15 protein-coding genes are annotated in these 19,045 nt (G+C 36.5%); 14 read left to right on the top strand and 1 reads right to left on the bottom strand.

The window, feature by feature from the left end; genetic code table 11:
- The first annotated feature begins 95 nt into the window (after positions 1 to 95).
- From B0M43_RS10160 to B0M43_RS10125, 8 genes are all read left to right on the top strand, one after another.
- Entirely contained in the window at positions 96 to 377 is a 282-nt protein-coding gene (locus B0M43_RS10160; protein ID WP_078008468.1) for a hypothetical protein, read from the top strand.
- A 158-nt stretch (positions 378 to 535) separates the two neighbouring features.
- Positions 536 to 613, top strand: a complete 78-nt coding sequence (gene kdpF, locus B0M43_RS10155) for a K(+)-transporting ATPase subunit F (RefSeq protein ID WP_072975519.1) — start codon at positions 536 to 538, stop codon at positions 611 to 613.
- Between the two features lie 130 nt (positions 614 to 743).
- Positions 744 to 2,465: a potassium-transporting ATPase subunit KdpA gene (kdpA, locus tag B0M43_RS10150; protein WP_078008469.1), complete on the top strand. Its 1,722-nt coding sequence runs from the start codon at positions 744 to 746 to the stop codon at positions 2,463 to 2,465.
- A gap of 7 nt (positions 2,466 to 2,472) precedes the next feature.
- Positions 2,473 to 4,506 carry a potassium-transporting ATPase subunit KdpB gene (kdpB, locus tag B0M43_RS10145; RefSeq protein ID WP_078008470.1) on the top strand — a complete coding sequence of 678 codons (2,034 nt, stop codon included), beginning with the start codon at positions 2,473 to 2,475 and terminating at the stop codon, positions 4,504 to 4,506.
- 93 nt (positions 4,507 to 4,599) lie between these two features.
- A complete protein-coding gene (locus B0M43_RS10140; protein WP_078008471.1) occupies positions 4,600 to 5,178 on the top strand; it encodes a K(+)-transporting ATPase subunit C in 579 nt (192 codons plus the stop codon).
- A 457-nt stretch (positions 5,179 to 5,635) separates the two neighbouring features.
- On the top strand, positions 5,636 to 6,712 hold the full coding sequence (locus B0M43_RS10135) for a porin (protein WP_078008472.1): 1,077 nt from the start codon (positions 5,636 to 5,638) through the stop codon (positions 6,710 to 6,712).
- A 203-nt stretch (positions 6,713 to 6,915) separates the two neighbouring features.
- Entirely contained in the window at positions 6,916 to 8,043 is a 1,128-nt protein-coding gene (locus B0M43_RS10130) for a histidine kinase (protein WP_078008473.1), read from the top strand.
- Positions 8,044 to 8,254: 211 nt separating this feature from the next.
- Positions 8,255 to 9,973 (top strand): ATP-binding protein, encoded by a 1,719-nt coding sequence (locus tag B0M43_RS10125; protein WP_078008474.1) that lies wholly within the window; start codon positions 8,255 to 8,257, stop codon positions 9,971 to 9,973.
- Between the two features lie 188 nt (positions 9,974 to 10,161).
- Here the strand turns inward: B0M43_RS10125 and B0M43_RS10120 are convergent, their stop codons facing one another.
- Positions 10,162 to 10,935, bottom strand: a complete 774-nt coding sequence (locus B0M43_RS10120) for a LexA family transcriptional regulator (protein WP_078008690.1) — start codon at positions 10,933 to 10,935, stop codon at positions 10,162 to 10,164.
- Positions 10,936 to 11,019: 84 nt separating this feature from the next.
- Here B0M43_RS10120 and dinB point away from each other — a divergent pair, with 84 nt between their 5' ends.
- From dinB to B0M43_RS10090, 6 genes are all read left to right on the top strand, one after another.
- The gene (dinB, locus tag B0M43_RS10115) at positions 11,020 to 12,201 is read left to right on the top strand and encodes a DNA polymerase IV (RefSeq protein WP_078008475.1); all 1,182 of its coding nucleotides are present in this window, start codon (positions 11,020 to 11,022) and stop codon (positions 12,199 to 12,201) included.
- 3 nt (positions 12,202 to 12,204) lie between these two features.
- On the top strand, positions 12,205 to 15,267 hold the full coding sequence (locus B0M43_RS10110; protein WP_078008476.1) for a DNA polymerase III subunit alpha: 3,063 nt from the start codon (positions 12,205 to 12,207) through the stop codon (positions 15,265 to 15,267).
- Between the two features lie 49 nt (positions 15,268 to 15,316).
- Positions 15,317 to 16,696, top strand: coding sequence for an exonuclease domain-containing protein (locus tag B0M43_RS10105; protein WP_078008477.1), 1,380 nt, complete (start codon positions 15,317 to 15,319; stop codon positions 16,694 to 16,696).
- Between the two features lie 72 nt (positions 16,697 to 16,768).
- The gene (gene xth / locus B0M43_RS10100; RefSeq protein WP_078008478.1) at positions 16,769 to 17,545 is read left to right on the top strand and encodes an exodeoxyribonuclease III; all 777 of its coding nucleotides are present in this window, start codon (positions 16,769 to 16,771) and stop codon (positions 17,543 to 17,545) included.
- Positions 17,546 to 17,552: 7 nt separating this feature from the next.
- Positions 17,553 to 18,179: an alpha-ketoglutarate-dependent dioxygenase AlkB gene (locus B0M43_RS10095; protein ID WP_065448366.1), complete on the top strand. Its 627-nt coding sequence runs from the start codon at positions 17,553 to 17,555 to the stop codon at positions 18,177 to 18,179.
- Positions 18,180 to 18,334: 155 nt separating this feature from the next.
- A complete protein-coding gene (locus B0M43_RS10090; protein WP_065448365.1) occupies positions 18,335 to 18,796 on the top strand; it encodes a DUF1810 domain-containing protein in 462 nt (153 codons plus the stop codon).
- Positions 18,797 to 19,045: the final 249 nt, after the last annotated feature.

Below are 19,045 nucleotides of genomic sequence, written 5' to 3'. Positions count from 1 at the left end.
AACTACATTCCTTTTATTGACAGCACTTTAGCTATACCTCAACTTTTTCGGAACATATTTTGGCATAAGGAGGAAGAACATAAAAATTCATTCTCATGAAAAATCAAGTAAACTCAATCTACAAACAAGCCGAACGCTTTGCCGAGATAACCAAAAAATCAATCATTTCTGGAAATATTGTTCGTGCCAAAAAATGTCTGGCACTTGCCGAACGTCTATTCATTAGCGGAAGCATTGAAACTAAAAATGCTATTTCTAATGTGTATGTTTTCTCCGTTTCTTCTTTTATGGAAGTTCGTCACTGCAACATTTCACATCTTTTCCCACAAACGCTTAAAGCAGAATATATCAAGCAGATTAATGCTTCAGGCGTGTAAAAGTTTAATCGGTTAATTGTTTAATCGCATAAACAAAATCTAAAATCTGAACTCTAAAATCTAAAATAATTATGATCACTTTTCTTTTACTCGCATTGGCCGTTGTGCTTTTTGCCATTTGTTTTAAATCAGTTGAATTCTTTGAAAAAATCTAAATCATGACTGCACTATTTATTATTTCTATCGCTGTTTTTGGTTATTTGGTTTATGTATTAATCAAACCTGAAAAATTCTAAAAAAATGAAAAAGTCACAGTCAGGAAAAAAGCTACTATTATATGTTTTTGTGGCTTGGACATTAGCCTTTGTAACGCTTATCGCGCTTTTATAAAAGCCCAAATTTTATTTAATTTCTAACAAACAAAATATGAACACAGAGTTATTTGGTGTCATTAGCATTTTTATCATTTCGATAGTTTTAGCCATTCCAATAGGAAAATATATTGCTAAAGTTTATTTAGGAGATAAAACCCTTTTTGACCCGATTTTCAATCCAATTGAAAAATTTATTTTTAAAATTAGTGGTATCAATTCTACTGAAGAAATGAACTGGAAACAACATTTAAAAGCACTTTTGAGTGTGAACATGATTTGGTTCTTTCTTTGCTTTTTTGTCTTGCTTTTTCAGGGATCGTTGTTTTTAAATCCCGATAACAATCCGTCAATGACACCCGATTTAGCATTTAATACGGCTATTTCATTCGTAGTAAACTGTAATCTACAGCATTATTCCGGCGAAACCGGCGTTTCTTATTTATCTCAAATGGTTTTGATGTTCCTGCAATTTGTTTCTGCTGGTGTCGGAATGGCCGCTGCTGCAATGATTTTTACAGCAATGAAAGAAAGAACCACAGATAAACTGGGTAACTTTTATAATTATTTCATCAAAAGTTGTACTCGTATTTTGTTACCGCTTTCAGCTATTGTAGCAGTTGCTCTATTATTTAGCGGAACTCCTATGACGTTTGAAGGAAAAGATACCATTACCACTTTACAGGGTGATTCAGTACAAGTTTCACGCGGTCCTGCCGCAGCGTTTATTGCTATCAAACATATTGGTACAAACGGAGGTGGTTTTTTTGGAGCCAATTCAGCACATCCATTAGAAAACCCTACTTATTTTACTAATGCGGTTGAATTATGGGCACAATTGATTGTTCCATTTGCTATGATTTTTGCTTTAGGTTTTTATCTAAAGAAAAGAAAACTATCCTACGTAATCTTCGGAGTAATGACAATTGGTTTTTTACTCCTTGTCATTCCAACTGTTGTCAGTGAGCTTAACGGAAATCCAGCCATAGAAAAAATGGGAATTGCTCAGGCAACCGGAGCGATGGAAGGAAAAGAAGTTCGGTTTGGTCCAGCGATTTCAGGATTCTGGAGTATTGCTACAACTGTAATTTCTACCGGTTCTGTAAACAGCATGCACGATAGTTCTATGCCGATTTCCGGAGCTATGCAATTGCTAGCTATGATGGTTAATGCCTTTTACGGAGGTTGTGGTGTTGGGATCCTGAACTTCTATATTTTCATTATTCTGGCAGTATTTATTTCCGGATTAATGGTAGGTAGAACTCCTGAATTTTTTGGAAAGAAAATCGAGGCACGGGAAGTTAAAATTGCTGCTTTTATTGCGATTCTTCATCCATTATTGATTTTAGCAGGAACAGCCATAGCTTCTTATTTTGCTGCACATGATACTGCAATGGGTTATTGGTTTAGTGGCAACGCAACAGGCTGGCTAAACAATCCTGGTAATCATGGATTCTCGGAAATGTTATACGAATATACTTCGAGCGCTGCCAACAACGGTTCTGGTTTTGAAGGTTTAGGAGATAATAACCCCTTCTGGAATATCACTACAGGAATTGTGTTGCTGTTAAGCCGTTTCATTCCGATTATTGGACCATTGGCAATTGCCGGATTATTAGCTAACAAAAAATACATTCCGGAGAGTGCAGGAACTTTAAAAACTGATACTACGATTTTCGGAATTATGGTTTTTGCCGTAATCGCAATTATTGCTGCCTTATCATTCTTTCCAGCTTTGGCACTTGGTCCTTTAGCGGAGTACTTTACTTTAAAATAATCTAAAAATGACAACTAATAAATCCGCATCATTGTTTGAAAGCAAACAGGTAAAAGAAGCCCTAGTGCAATCTTTTGTCAAGTTGAATCCAAAATTGATGATCAAAAATCCGGTAATGTTTACCGTAGAAATAGGAACTGCTATTATGTTTGCTGTTTGTGTTTCCATTTTAATGGGAGCTACAGATCAGGGCAGTTTTACTTATAATTTAATTGTGTTCTTCATTTTATTAGCAACGCTTTTGTTTGCCAATTTCGCCGAAGCTATTGCTGAAGCCAGAGGAAAAGCACAAGCCGATAGTTTAAGAAAAACACGCGAAGAAACTCCGGCAAGACAAATTTTACCTAACGGAGAAATCAGAAATATCAGTTCGTCTGAATTAAAAAAAGGAGATATTTTCGTTTGTGAATCTGGCGATTTAATTGCCACCGATGGTGAAATTATCGAAGGTTTGGCAACTATTGATGAAAGTGCCATTACGGGAGAAAGTGCTCCTGTAATTCGGGAAGCCGGAGGCGATAAATCATCTGTAACTGGAGGGACAAAAGTATTATCTGATAAAATTAAAGTAATTGTAACTTCTGAACCTGGCGAAAGCTTTTTAGATAAAATGATTGCTTTGGTTGAAGGTGCAAGCCGTCAGAAAACTCCAAACGAAATTGCCTTAACCATTTTATTAGCCGCATTTACCTTAATCTTCGTGATTGTGTGCGTTACGCTAAAACCGTTTGCCGACTATGCAAATGCACCCATCACGATTGCGGCTTTTATTGCTCTTTTTGTTTGCTTGATTCCAACAACAATTGGTGGGTTACTTTCTGCTATCGGTATTGCCGGAATGGACAGAGCATTGCGTGCCAACGTAATTACAAAATCTGGAAAAGCCGTTGAAACTGCCGGTGATATTGACGTATTGCTTTTGGATAAAACCGGAACCATCACTATCGGAAACAGAAAAGCAACCAGTTTTTATCCAACTAAAGGCGTTTCAGAAGAAGATTTTATAAAATCTGCTGTGTTAAGTTCATTAGCAGATGACACTCCGGAAGGGAAAAGTATCGTGGAACTGGCAGGAGCCGAAACTGCCAATAAATTATCAATTGAAGGTGCTACTTTAATCAAATTTACCGCAGAAACCAGAACTTCCGGAGTTGTTTTAAAAGACGGAACTAATATTCGAAAAGGTGCTCAGGATGCTGCAAAAAACATTGCTGCTCAGGCAGGAAATAGTTTCCCAGAAGATACTGCACAAAAAGTAATTGCTATTTCTACCAATGGAGGAACGCCGTTGGTTGTCATAAAAAACAATCAGGTTCAGGGCGTTATCGAATTGCAGGATATTATTAAACCCGGAATGAAAGAACGTTTTGACCGATTGCGAAAAATGGGTGTAAAAACGGTAATGGTTACTGGAGATAATCCGCTTACGGCTAAGTTTATTGCCGAAGCTGCCGGTGTTGATGATTTTATTGCCGAAGCAAAACCGGAGGATAAAATGAATTACATCAAAAATGAACAAAATCTTGGTAAACTAGTTGCCATGATGGGAGACGGAACGAATGACGCTCCTGCCCTTGCGCAAGCGAATGTGGGTGTCGCCATGAATAGTGGAACGCAAGCGGCCAAAGAAGCCGGAAACATGGTCGATCTTGATAATGATCCAACGAAATTAATCGAGATTATTGAAATTGGAAAACAGCTTTTAATGACTCGTGGAACTTTAACTACTTTTTCTATTGCAAATGACGTTGCGAAATATTTTGCTATTGTTCCTGCTCTTTTTATTACTGCGATTCCTGCGCTTCAAGGTTTGAATATTATGCATTTGCATAGTCCGGAAAGTGCCATTTTATCAGCGGTAATTTTTAACGCGATTATCATTCCGATCTTGATTCCATTAGCATTGAGAGGTGTTGATTACAAACCAATCGGAGCGAGTGCAATCCTAAAAAGAAATCTTTTGATCTATGGTTTAGGCGGATTGATTATTCCATTTATCGGGATTAAATTGATTGATTTACTTGTTGCCTTATTTATGTAAATAAAAGTTGCTAAGGTTCTGAGGTGCTAAGGTGCTAAGTTTTTTCTTAGTCCCTCAGAACCTTAGTCCCTTAGAACCTCTAAAAAGAAAAAAATGAAAAATATATTCTCACTATTAAAATTGACACTGCTTACTTTAATTTTGTTTGCAGTTATTTATCCTCTTGCAATTTATGGAATTGCACAAATGGCTCCGAATCACGGAAAAGGAGAAACCATTTCTGTTAACGGAAAAGTGGTTGGCTATCAAAAAATTGGTCAAAAATTCGATAAATCAAATTATTTCTGGGGAAGACCTTCAGCTGTAGATTATAATGCCGCCGGAAGTGCCGGAAGTAACAAAGGCCCAAGCAATGCTGATTATTTGGCTTTGGTTCAGAAAAGAATTGATACACTTTTACTTGTTCATCCTTATTTGAAAAAATCTGAGATCCCTTCAGAGATGGTGACGGCTTCAGGAAGTGGATTGGATCCGAATATTTCTCCGCAAGGTGCTTTGATTCAGGTAAAACGTGTTGCCAAAGAACGAAAATTAGCTGAAGCTAAAGTAAAAGCTTTGGTTGAATCTAAAATTAATACGGCTGTTGTTGGTCCTGAAACGGTTAATGTTTTGGAATTGAATATGGCGCTTGATGAACTTTCTGGAAAAGGTTCTGAGGTGCTGAGTCGCTAAGGTTCTAAGGTTTTTCTCCTGCAAGGTTTTGAAAACCTTGTAGGTATGATAAAGATTTTCGTCCATTTTGTCATTCCGACGGAGGAGGAATCTCCACGAGTAGCTCGACAAAGATTGGCGAGTTTTTTTGAGGAGTTTCTTGCGGGGATTGCTTCGCCAGTTCACTATCGTTCGTGTCCTCCTCCGTCGGAATGACAACTAGATGGGAATTAGAGCGAAAAACGTCCTTTTACCCTGAGTGCCCTAGCCCTGATGGGAGGGAAAATCCTTTTGTGCCGGGGTTCGGCACAAAAGATTGGAAGGAACAGCAGGAAATAGCTCCTTAAAAAACTACTAATAAAAATTAATACGCCTTTTTTACCCCAAAAATCTATTAAATAAATTAATGAGGATGAGATTAGCTTACGCTCAGTTCGCTGGCGCTCGAGTGCTTCGTTCCTCGCAATGACAAACAAAAATGAAAAAAATAATACTTACTGCTTTAATCGCTTTCGGTTTTAGCAATTTACACGCACAGGAAGAATCGAAAAGTCCTTTAACATTTTCAGGTTACGTAGAAACATATTACAGTTATGATTTTGGAAAACCAGACAATCATACACGCCCGGGATTTTTTTACAATTATAATCGAAGCAACGAAGTAAACCTGAATTTAGGTATGGCAAAAGTGAATTATACGAGAGATAATATTCGTGGAAATTTTGCTTTGATGGCCGGAACTTATGCGCAATACAATATGTCGGCTGAGCAGGATTTATTGAAAAATGTTTATGAAGCCAATGTTGGTGTGAAGATTTCGCAAAACCATAATTTGTGGATTGATGCAGGAATTATGCCGGCACATATTGGTTTTGAAAGTGCGATCGGAAAAGATTGTCCAACTTTGACCCGAAGCATTTTGGCTGAGAATTCTCCTTATTATGAAGCGGGAGTAAAAATTGGCTACACCTCTGAATCTGGAGAATGGTATTTGGCCGGAATGTATTTAAACGGCTGGCAACGTATCCAGAAAGTTGACGGAAATCATACGCCTGCTTTTGGAACGCAAATTACCTATAAGCCAACGGATAAAGTGGTTTTGAACTGGAGTACTTACGTTGGAAATGAACAACCGGATATCGATAAAAAGTGGCGTTATTTCAACAACTTTTACGGACAATTTAAAGTAACCGAAAAAACAAATATTACGGCTGGTTTTGATGTTGGTTCGCAACAATCGGCTAAAAACAGTAGCAAATACAACACTTGGTTTTCGCCTGTCTTGATTCTACAATACAAACCAGTTGACAAAATTCAGCTTGCAGTAAGAGGCGAATATTATAGTGATGAAAAAGGCGTAATCATCGCAACAGAAACGCCAAATGGTTTTAAAACTTACGGATTTTCAGCTAACTTTGATTACTTAGTTACTGATAATGTTATGTTTAGAATTGAAGCCAGAAATCTTTCAAGTAAAGATGAAATATTTACAAAAGATAATCTTCCAACGGATACGAATACGTTTGTAACGACTTCGCTGGCGATTTCTTTCTAAAAAATTATTTTGCCACAGATTGCACAGATTAAAATGATTTTTACATCTCTTTGTGTTGATTTATTCGCCACGAATTCACGAATTATAATTTATCCCATTTCTAAATAAAAATTCGTGAATTCGTGGCGAAAAAAAATCAATTGAATCTGTGAAATCTGTGGCTAAAAAAACTTAGTGTCTTAGTGCCTTCGTGGCAAAACCATATGGAACAGAAAAAAGAAAATAACGCACAGCACTTTCTCGATTTAATTCAGAAATCACGGAAAGGAAAGTTTAAAATCTACATTGGGATGAGTGCCGGTGTGGGGAAGACTTTTCGTATGCTTCAGGAAGCGCATTCGTTGTTGAAGAATGGAATTGATGTAAAAATTGGTTACATCGAAACACATATGCGGAAGGAAACGCATGAGCTTTTAGCTGGTTTGCCTGTGATTCCACGGCGAACCATTTTCTATAAAGGAAAACAGCTGGAAGAACTCGATGTACAGGCAATTATTAACCTCAGACCTGAAGTTGTAATTGTTGATGAATTGGCACACACGAATGTTGAAGGAAGCAAAAATGAAAAACGTTGGCAAGATGTTTTAGAAATTTTAGATGCGGGAATCAATGTAATTTCGGCGGTTAATATTCAGCATATTGAGAGTTTAAATGAAGATGTAAAACGGATTACCAATATTGACGTTCAGGAACGAATTCCGGATAATGTTTTGCGTCTGGCGGATGAAGTGGTAAATATCGATTTGACATCGGAAGATTTGATTGCACGTTTGAAGGAAGGTAAAATTTATACGGCTGATAAAATTCAGACGGCTTTAACGAACTTTTTTAAATCTGAACAAATTTTACAATTGCGGGAATTGGCTCTGAAAGAAGTGGCAAGCCAAGTGGTTCGAAAAGTCGAAAATGAAGTACCTCAACTGCACGCTTTACGTCATGAGAAACTTTTGGCCTGTATTAGCAGTAACGATAAAACAGCTAAAATTGTGATTCGAAAAGCGGCGCGTCTTGCGAGTTATTATAATGGAAGCTGGTATGTTTTGTATGTAGAAACACCAAAAGAAAGCAGTACCAAAATTGCATTAGACAAACAAAGACATTTAATTAATAACTTTAAACTGGCCGTACAACTCGGCGCAGAAGTTATCAAATTAGAAAATAAAAATATTGCCGATGCGATTTTAATAGCGGTAGAAGAAAAACAAATTACAACTGTATGCATCGGGAAACCGCATTTGAATTTATTTAAAGTAATTTTGTCTACAACGATTTTCAGACGTTTATTAAATCGCTTGTCTTTATCTAACGTGGACCTTGTTATTCTGTCTTAAATTTTAAACCATATAAGTTATATAAGTTCATTTTAATTAGGGGCGTTGAATTTAACCGCAAAGTTCGCAAAGGTTTACGCAAAGTTCATATAAGTTTTTGCTTGTAGCAAGGTCACAAACTTTCTTATATTTTCTATTCTTTGCCACTATTGCGCATTGTTATATTTCCTTATATCACTTATATGGTGAAAAAAAATAAATGTTTTATAAAATGAGAATTAAAACCAAATTGAATCTGGGTGTTGGATTGTTATTTTTGATGATCATCATACTTTCGTTAGTGAGTGGCTATTCTGTTTTTTTGATAAAAGCAGACACGGAGAATATTCTGAAAGCGAATTATAATACGCTGGAATATTCGCGAAATATGATTTTGTCTTTGGATGAAATCAAAGAAAGTCCCGATAATAAGATTCCTGTTTTCAAGGAATATCTTGAAAAACAAACGCAAAATGTTACGGAACCAGGAGAAAAAGAAGCAACGGCTAAACTTGAAAATGATTTTTCACTTTTAGAAAAAAACAGTTCCGATGAAACCATAAAAACGCAAATCAGACAGGATATTTTTGCGATTATGAAACTTAATCTGGATGCTATAAAACAGAAAAGCGATATTGCGAAACATACCGCCGAAAATGCCAATTTATGGATTGCCATTGTGGGAAGTTTATGCTTTTTGATTGCGTTTAACTTATTGGTTAATCTGCCGAATAACATTGCAAACCCTATTAAGGAATTAACGCAAAGTATTAGGGAAATTGCAAACAAGAATTATTCAGAACGCGTCCATTTTACCAGTCACAGCGAATATGGTGATTTGGCAAAATCGTTTAATACGATGGCGCAAAAACTTCAAGAATACAATGATAGTAATTTGTATAAGTTGTTTTTCGAAAAGAAACGACTTGAAACGCTTATCAATAATATGAATGATCCTATTATTGGATTGGATAATGACGGAATTATTTTGTTTGTGAATGATGAAGCACTGAAGATTATCGGAATGAAATTGGAAGATGTTGTTGGGAAATCGGCCTCTACTCTAGCCTTGTCTAATGATTTAATTCGTTCTTTGATTGTAAAAGAAGAAAATGATTCTCCTAAAAAGCAACCGCTTAAAATTTACGCACACGGAAAGGAAAGTTATTTTGAAAAAGAAATTCTCAATATTACGATAATTCCAACAGGCGAAGAAAAAGAAATCAATATTGGCGATGTGATTATTCTGCGAAATATTACACTTTTTAAAGAACTTGATTTTGCCAAAACCAATTTTATTGCCACAGTTTCACACGAATTAAAAACGCCTATTGCGTCTATAAAACTAAGTCTACAATTGCTTGAAAATACCAAAACCGGCGACATGAACGACGATCAAAAACAATTGGTTGAAAGTATAAAAGATGATAGTCAGCGTTTACTAAAAATCACTGGCGAATTGCTGAATTTATCACAATTAGAAACCGGAAATATTCAGTTGAATATCGAAAAAAGCAATCCACACGAAATTGTAAATTATGCTGTAGAAGCTGTAAAAGTTCAGTCCGATCAAAAGCAGATTAAATTGATTATTAATGCTGAGGAAAACCTGGAAGATGTAAAAGCCGACAGCGAAAAAACAGGCTGGGTTCTGATTAATTATTTGTCGAATGCAATTCGATATTCTTCAGAAAAAAGTACGATTGTCATTCAATTAAAAAAAGAGAACAACCAGATCGTATTTCAGGTTATCGACACCGGAAAAGGAATTGACGCAAGATATAAAGACAAGGTTTTTGATAAATATTTCCAGGTTCCGGGAAGTCAAAAATCTGGAACTGGATTGGGATTAGCGATCAGCAAAGAATTTATTGAAGCGCAGAATGGGAATGTTGGCGTAGAAAGCAATTTAGGATTAGGAAGTACGTTTTGGTTTGCGCTAAAAGTGTAAAAAGAGCCAAAGGCTCAAATTATATTGTAGGGCTGGACTTTAGTCCAGTTCACAAAGCATGTGAAGGTTTTAGTTTTTTGCCACAGATTGAAAGGATTAAAAAGATTTTTGAATAACTTCATCGAGATTTTTCGCCACGAATTCACGAATTATTTTAAATCAAAATTCGTGAATTCGTGGCGAAAAAATTACGTATTCGAAGTATTATTCTTAATCTCCATAACCTCTCTTTTCACTTCCAAAAGCAAATCTTTCATACTTTGCGATTCTGTCTGTTCATGACGTCTATCGCTTCTTCCTATATTACATTCGTATTCCCAGATTTCTAAAATATCTGAGGCTTTCACTTCATAATTGGGATAAAAACGATTATCTGATTCCAGAACCAAAGCATTCTTTTTGTTCTTATTGAGACGTTTATAGACCATACCTTCATTTTTAGTAATCAGTATATAGGTTTTTCCATCCATAACCTCTCCTAACCTTTCAACATAGCGACCAATAATAATAGAACCGTCTTCGTGTGGCGGCATCGAATCGCCTTCTACAGGAAATCCGCGATGTTTTCCTGGGCCTAAAAATGGAAGTGAAACCTGCTGTAAACTTTCAATATATTCCGGATCGGCATAGCCATTTAGATAACCTGCTTTTGCTTTTTGAGATACAATTTCAATATAATTCTCTCCAAAACTATCTACTTGTATGGGTAAAATAAGTCTGTTACCCTCCAGTTTTATCAAGTTTTCTATATTGATTTTACGTATGTCGACAGACAATAATAAATCAATACTCATATGAAAATATAAAGCAATCTGCTTTAAAATATCATACGGTGCTTCGGAGGTTCCATCTTCGTATTTAACGTATCTTCCTCGGGTAATTCTAAGGTTTTCAGCTAATTTCTCTTGTGATATTTTATGCTTAACCCTCAATGCTCTGATATTGTCTGAAAATAAGGACATAATTAATTTGTTATAATTTGGAACATCAAATATACAAAAAAATGTTATCATCTGTACTAATTTTGTTGTACAAAAACAAAGGAAATGGCAAGGGCGATTGTACACATGGATTTGGATACCTTTTTTGTATCCTGCGAAAGGCTAACAAACTCAGAATTAAGAGGCAAACCTCTAATTATTGGTGGTGGTGATCGCGGTGTTGTAGCGTCTTGTTCATATGAAGCTCGCGTCTTTGGAGTGCGTTCTGCGATGCCTATTCATATGGCGTTGAAACTTTGTCCCCAAGCCAAAGTTATGAAAGGCGATATGGAATTATATTCAAAATTATCGCATGATGTTACTAATGTTCTTCAGGAAAAAGCGCCAGTGTTAGAAAAAGCGAGCATCGACGAATTCTATCTTGACATTACCGGAATGGACAAATTTCACGGAAGTTATAAATGGACGAATGAACTGGCTCAATCTGTTATTAAAGAAACCGGATTACCCATTAGTTTTTCGTTATCTGTCAATAAAACTGTTTCTAAAATTGCTACCGGCGAGGGAAAACCAGTAGGAAATTTACAAATTGCGGAAAACGAGGTACAAGGCTTTTTGAATCCGTTATCGATTCAAAAAATTCCTATGGTGGGAGCGGTTACTTTTCAGCTTTTATCCCGAATCGGCGTCCGAAAAATTCAGACTTTATCTGAAATGCCTCCCGAAGTTTTACAGCAAATGATTGGTAAAAATGGTCTGGATATCTGGAAAAAAGCTAACGGAATAGATCATACGCCTGTAGAACCTTATACCGAAAGAAAATCAATTTCTACCGAACATACATTTTCTCAGGACACAATCGATATTATCATGCTAAAATCGATATTGATTGGAATGGTGGAAAAACTAGCTTTTCAATTGCGATCTGAGCAATGGCTAACCTCGACCATTACGGTTAAAATTCGTTACGCCAATTTTGATACCGAAACCAAACAATGCAAAATAGCTTATACTTCAGCAGATCATATTTTGACCAAAAATGTAATGGAGTTATTTGAAAAAGTGTACCAACGCCGTATGCGATTGCGCCTGATTGGTATTCGCTTTAGCGGATTGGTTCGCGGAACGTATCAAATTGATCTTTTTGAAGATACTGAGGAAATGCTTTCACTTTATGCCGCGATGGATAAAATGAAAAGCCGTTATGGTTTTGATGCCGTAATGCGTTGTGCCGGAGCTTCTTTTAAGCCTAATAATAAAGATGAAATTTTAAAACGTATCAAATAAATCATGTATCTCAATTGTCATTCTTTTCATTCTCTGCGTTACGGCACAATTCCTCTCGATAAACTCGTTGAGCAAGCCGTTTTGTATGGTATAAAAGCTATGGCACTTACCGATATTAATACCGTTACCGGAATTTACGATTTTATAAGAGCTTGCGAATCCAAAGGAATTAAACCTCTTGTGGGAATGGAATTTCGATCTAATCATGAATTTCGATACATTGGCTTAGCCAAAAATGCCAGCGGACTTGGCGAAATGAATCGTTTTTTGACGAATCATAATTTCAGCGGAGAATCCTTGCCTTTGATTGCACCGGAATTTGAGTCGGTTTTTGTGATTTATACTTTAGAAAATGCTCCGGAATTTCTTCGTGAAAACGAATTTATCGGAATTCGTCCGGATGAAGTTTTAAAGCTTTTAACATCAGAACATAGAAATAATATTTCGAAAATGGTTGTGCTGCAATCCGTAACTTTTAGCAATAAAAAAGAATTTAATCTGCATAAAATTCTACGCGCCATTGACACTAATATTATTCTTTCGAGGCTTACAGAAACTGATTATTGTAAAACTTCTGAGAAAATGCTCCCGCTAGAATCGCTTTTACCATTTTATGAAAGTTATCCTAAAATCATTGCCAACACGCAAAAAATAATTGATTCGTGTAATTTTCAATATGATTTTAAAACGAAAAAAAACAAGAAATTTTATACCGAAAACCGTCAGACTGATATTGCAAAACTGACTGAATTAGCTCATGAAGGTTTATTGTTGCGTTATGGTAAAAATCATGAAGTAGCAAAAAAACGCGTAGAAAAAGAATTAAAAGTGATTGAAGAATTAGAATTCAGTGGGTATTTTTTAATTACCTGGGATATTGTCCGATACAGCAACAGTCAGGGATTTATGCACATCGGGCGCGGAAGCGGAGCCAACAGTATTATAGCTTATTGTCTCGGAATTACCGATATCTGTCCAATTGAACTTGATCTGTATTTTGAGCGTTTTTTAAATTTAAATCGAAAAAGCCCTCCCGATTTTGATATCGATTGGAGCTGGAAAGAACGTAACACAATTTTAGAATATATCTTCGAAAAATACGGTCGTGATCATGTTGCTTTCTGTGGAACCAATGTCGAGTTCAAACACCGCTCTATTTTTAGGGAAGTCGGAAAAGTTTTTGGTCTTCCAAAAGAAGAATTAGACATGCTGGCTAAAAACCCTGAGGAGTTACACGAAACCAATTCTATTGTAAAACTGGTTCAGGAATATAGCAAAATGATGCATAAATATCCGAATCAGCGAAGTATGCACGCTTGTGGAATCATTATTTCTGAAGAACCCATTACCAATTACACGCCACTTGAAATGCCTCCAAAAGGTTTTCCAATTGTGCTTTTTGACATGCACATTGCGGAAGAAATTGGTTTTGATAAATTCGATATTTTGAGCCAACGCGGGATTGGACATATCGATGATAGTGTAAAATTGATCGAAAAAAACCGTGGAATTAAATTAAATATTCGTGATACTTCCATTTCTAAAGATGAAGCAGTATGCAATGTTCATTTGGCACAAGGCAAAACGATTGGCTGTTTTTATATCGAAAGCCCGGCGATGCGCGGATTATTACGCCGATTGAATTGCGATAATTATAAAATTTTAGTTGCCGCGTCTTCCATCATTCGTCCCGGAGTTGCTCAATCCGGAATGATGAAAGAATATATTTTTCGACATAATTATCCGGATCAATTCGAGTATTTTCATGAGGTTTTTAAGGAGCATCTTGGCGAAACTTACGGGATTATGGTGTATCAGGAAGATGTTATTAAAATTGCTCAGCATTACGGAGGCGTTCCCGCCGCCGATGGCGACATATTGCGTCGTGCCATGTCTGGAAAAGGACGTTCTTTAGAAGCTTTACAAAAAGTAAAAGATAATTTCTTTACGTCTTGCGCCAGAAAAGGACATCCTGAAACGCTTAGTCAGGAAATTTACCGCCAGATTGAATCTTTTGCCGGGTTTTCGTTTTGCAAAGCACATTCTGCTTCTTATGCTGTCGAAAGTTATCAGAGTTTATATCTCAAGATCAATTATCCTGTAGAATTTATGACAGCGGTAATCAATAATCAGGGCGGTTTTTACAGAACCGAAGTGTATATACACGAAGCCCGAATGTCTGGCGGAACAATTCATAACCCGTGTGTGAATAAAAGCGAATTTCAAACTACGGTGTATGGAACTGATATTTATCTGGGGTTTATGCATTTACAGAGTTTAGAATCTAAAACAGCTCATTTAATCGAATCAGATCGGGAGAAAAATGGAGATTTTCTTTCTTTGGAAGATTTCATTAACCGAATTCCGATTGGAATTGAGAGCATGAAAATCCTGATTTTTATAGATGCTTTTCGTTTTACAGGAAAAACCAAAAATCAGCTTTTGGTTATTGCGAGTTTGCTCTTAAATAATTTCAAACCCGAAAACAGAAGTTTGATGCTGCTGCAGGAACCCGTTAAAGAATATAAGCTGCCCACTTTAGAACGTTCTTTATATGAAGATGCTTTTGATGAAATCGAACTTTTAAGTTTCCCCGTATCCTGTACCGTTTTTGATTTGCTTCAAACCAAACATCGTGGCGATATTATGGCCAAAGATTTAGTAGTTCATCATAAAAAACAAGTGCGTATGCTGGCGTATTTGATTTCCAGAAAACAAGTTCCCACCAAAAAAGGCAATATGTATTTCGGAACCTGGATCGATCATGAAGGTACTTATTTTGATACAGCACATTTTCCGGATTGTCTGGCACAATTTCCTTTTCAGGGCGGAGGTTGTTACCTGCTTTTAGGAACTGTCGAGGTCGATTATCATTTCCCGACGATCACGATTACCAAAATGGCCAAGATGCCTTTTATTCCCGATCCGCGTTATATGGATGCCAAAGATCAATATAAAACACAACGTTTAATCAAAGAAGATGTGAGCCCTACGCATCGGGAACCCTATCCGCAAGGACATGAAATTAATTTACCGAGACATCGAATGAAATTTCAAAACACATAATTGAAAGATTTGACAAGAATAACAATCTGTTTTACGTTATATAAATAAGATGAAAAAGCAAGAATACGCCATAGTAGATATCGAAACCACCGGAGGAAACGCCAGTGGCAGCCGCATTACAGAAATTGCGATCATCATTCATGACGGAGAAAACGTGATCGAACGTTATGAAACGCTTGTGAATCCGGAAAAAGAAATTCCAATTGCGATTTTTGCCCTAACAGGAATCAATAATGAAATGGTGGCTAATGCGCCCATCTTTGATGATATTTCAGATAAAGTGTTGGAAATGCTTACTGATCGTGTTTTCGTTGCCCATAATGTCAACTTTGATTATTCGTTCGTTCGCCATCAACTCGAACAAGCAGGTTTTAAATGGACAGCGAGAAAACTCTGTACCGTTCGTGCGGCACGAAAAATCAGACCCGGTTTTGCATCATACAGTTTGGGAAAACTTTGCAATTCATTAGATATACCTTTAGAAAACCAGCATCGTGCCGGTGGTGATGCAGCAGCTACAGCTATATTATTTTCGCGATTACTCGAATGGGATGATGAAGGTCATATCGAAAAAATGATCAAAAACACCTCACAGGATCAGCGTTTACCGCCTAACCTTCCGCCAGAAGATTTTAATAATTTACCGGAAAAACCAGGTGTCTATTATTTTTATAATGAAGTCAAAAAGGTAATTTATGTTGGAAAAGCCATCAACTTAAAAAAACGCGTTGCCTCTCATTTTAGCGGTCATAAGATCAATCCGCAAAGACAGCATTTCTTAAGAGATATACATTCCATTTCTTTTGAAGTCTGTGGGAACGAATTAATGGCGCTACTTTTAGAATGTACCGAAATCAAGCACCTTTGGCCCACTTACAACAGAGCATTAAAACGTTTTGAACCGAAATACGGATTGTATCAATATGAAGCCCGCAACGGATATAAATATCTGGCAATCGGGAAACTCAATAAATTTCAGTCGTGCATTGAGCATTTCAGCAGTATACATGAAGGAACAAATACATTGCGAAGCCTGGCAGAACAATTTGAAATTGATTATCGATTTTGCAAATATTTAAGACCTGAAGACGGAGAAATATTTAAAAACAGTGATATAACAGATTTGCCGGAAGTTTCAATTCACAATGAGCAAGTCGATAATGCTATTGAATTTTTATTGGGTAACAGACCCACTTTTGCGATTATAGAAAAAGGAAGAACATCTCAAGAACGCAGTTGTATCTGGATCGAAAATGGTCATTTTTATGGTATGGGATATATTCCGTTAGATGTTGCAATTACAGATCCTTTAGAAGTAAAAAATTATGCTACGCCTTATAAAAGCAATCAATACATTGTGCAATTGATTTTTGCTTACGCAGAAAAAAATCCGCGTAAAGTATTCTTTAACAAACAGTTTCTGAAATAAGAATATGAAGTTGTGTAAATATAAAGGCGCAAAAAGCTGTAAATTTAATGATACAAATTAATTAAATCTACTATGAAAATAGCAACTTATAACGTAAACGGAGTCAACGGACGATTGAATGTTTTATTGAAATGGCTTGAAGAAACCACTCCGGATATTGTATGCCTTCAGGAATTAAAAGCGCAACAGGACAATTTCCCTGTTAAAGCAATTAATGATGCCGGTTACAACGCGATTTGGCACGGACAAAAACAATGGAATGGCGTTGCGATTCTGGCGCGTAATATGGAGATTGAGGAAGTAACGCGCGTGCTTCCGGGAGATGAAGAAGATGTTCAAAGTCGTTATATCGAAGCTTTGATAAACGGAATTGTAATTGCATGTCTTTATCTCCCAAACGGAAATCCTGCCCCGGGGCCAAAATTAGAATATAAACTCAAATGGTTTGGTCGTCTGGCTGATCGTGCAGCAACGCTTTTGAGTTTAAAAGTTCCGGTAATATTGATTGGAGATTATAATGTGATGCCAACAGAACTGGATGTTTATAAACCGGAAAAATGGGTAAACGATGCTCTTTTTCTACCCGAAGTTAGAAAAGCTTTTGCAGCTATTGTTTCTCAGGGATGGACAGACGCGATTCGAACTTTATATCCTAATGAGAAAATTTATACTTTTTGGGATTATTTCAGAAAAGCTTACGAGCGGGACGCAGGACTTAGAATTGATCATTTTTTATTAAGTCCGCAATTAGCAAAAAAACTAATTTCAGGAGGAGTTGACCGCCATGTGCGGGGATGGGAAAAAACAAGCGACCATGCTCCGGTATGGATTGAAATTGACACAAAATAATCAAACAATGACACTATTTAGCGATACCGAATTATTTGCCACAGGTTTAGCAGGAAAAAAAGTATTTGACCTGCCTGACGCAGAACTTATTTTGATTGATAATTTCTTCACTAAAGAAGAATCTGATCGCTTTTACGAAAGAATACTCCACAAGACCAAATGGAGAGAATATGAAATGGAAATTTATGATAAAACCTATACAGTTCCCCGAATGATTTCCTGGTATGAAGACAAGGATAATCCCGGTGCAGACCAAAACGGACCTGACTGGACTTATGAATTATTGACTATCAGAGGAAGGGTCGAAAAAGAAACACAGCTTGATTTCAATAGTCTTCTCCTAAATTTATACCGAGACGGAAATGATGGCGTTGGCTGGCACAGCGACAAAGAGCACAATACAGGACCAAACCCGGTTATTGCTTCGGTCACTTTTGGCGAAACCAGAATGTTCAAACTCCGTCATAAATTTAGAAAAGAGATTCCGCAAATAGAGATTCCTTTGCATCACGGATCCTTTTTATTAATGGCAGGAACAACCAATAGTTTTTGGCAGCATCATGTCCCTAAAACAGCCAAAAATGTATTGCCCAGAATTAATTTAACCTTTAGAAGAACTAATCGAAGTGAATGATTATAAATCCCTCAAAATGAGTTTTTTTTCCTTAGAAAACGACGAGGAAAATTCCTCCTCTAAAAGTTAAAATACTCAGTACATGAACCTTTTATTAGGCAGAACCTATCTTTTTTACTACTTTTGCAACCTTTTTTTATATATACATTACCACAATGGCTCACTCAAACAATGATTTATTGCGTTTCTTAGATGCGCAAAACAAACTTTATCTTACTGCTCTTTCTGAAATCAAAAAAGGAAAAAAAGAGACTCACTGGATGTGGTTCATCTTTCCTCAGATTAAAGGATTGGGTAAGAGCGATACTGCGAATTATTACGCCATTAACGATCTGAAAGAAGCTACCGAATTCCTTGAACATCCCATTCTTGGAAAACATCTTATAGAAATTTCTGAGCTATTTTTAACTTTTAGAAGAAAATCAGCTGACGGAATTTTAGGAGATCTGGATGCGCGTAAATTACGTTCTTCTATGACACTTTTCTCTTTGGTAGAAAACACCAATCCTGTATTTCAGGAGGTATTAGAAGCTTTTTTCTCCGGAGAATCAGATCCGCTTACTTTGTCTATTATTAATTCATCTATAAAATCTTCTCTTGAGACTGAAATGGCATAATTGTCACTAACATTCATTAGATTATTTACATTTAAGACACTACATTTTTTGCTTTGGCAAATTGTAGTGTTTTTTTTGGCCCTGTTATTTTTGCCACTAAGGCACAAAGACTCTAAGTTTAATTTTCCGTACGAGATTTTTTAGCCCGCAGATTTGGCAGATTAAACGGGTTAACACCGATTTTTTATTATTCAAAAATAGAGCACAAAAAATGCCTTGCTAAAAACAAGGCATTTTTCTTTATTTTTA

Origin of the sequence: Flavobacterium sp. KBS0721 (assembly GCF_002007065.3) — a bacterium.
Classification (GTDB): domain Bacteria; phylum Bacteroidota; class Bacteroidia; order Flavobacteriales; family Flavobacteriaceae; genus Flavobacterium; species Flavobacterium piscis.
Note: the sequence above shows the minus strand (reverse complement) of the source record. Positions and strands in the feature narration are given on the sequence as shown.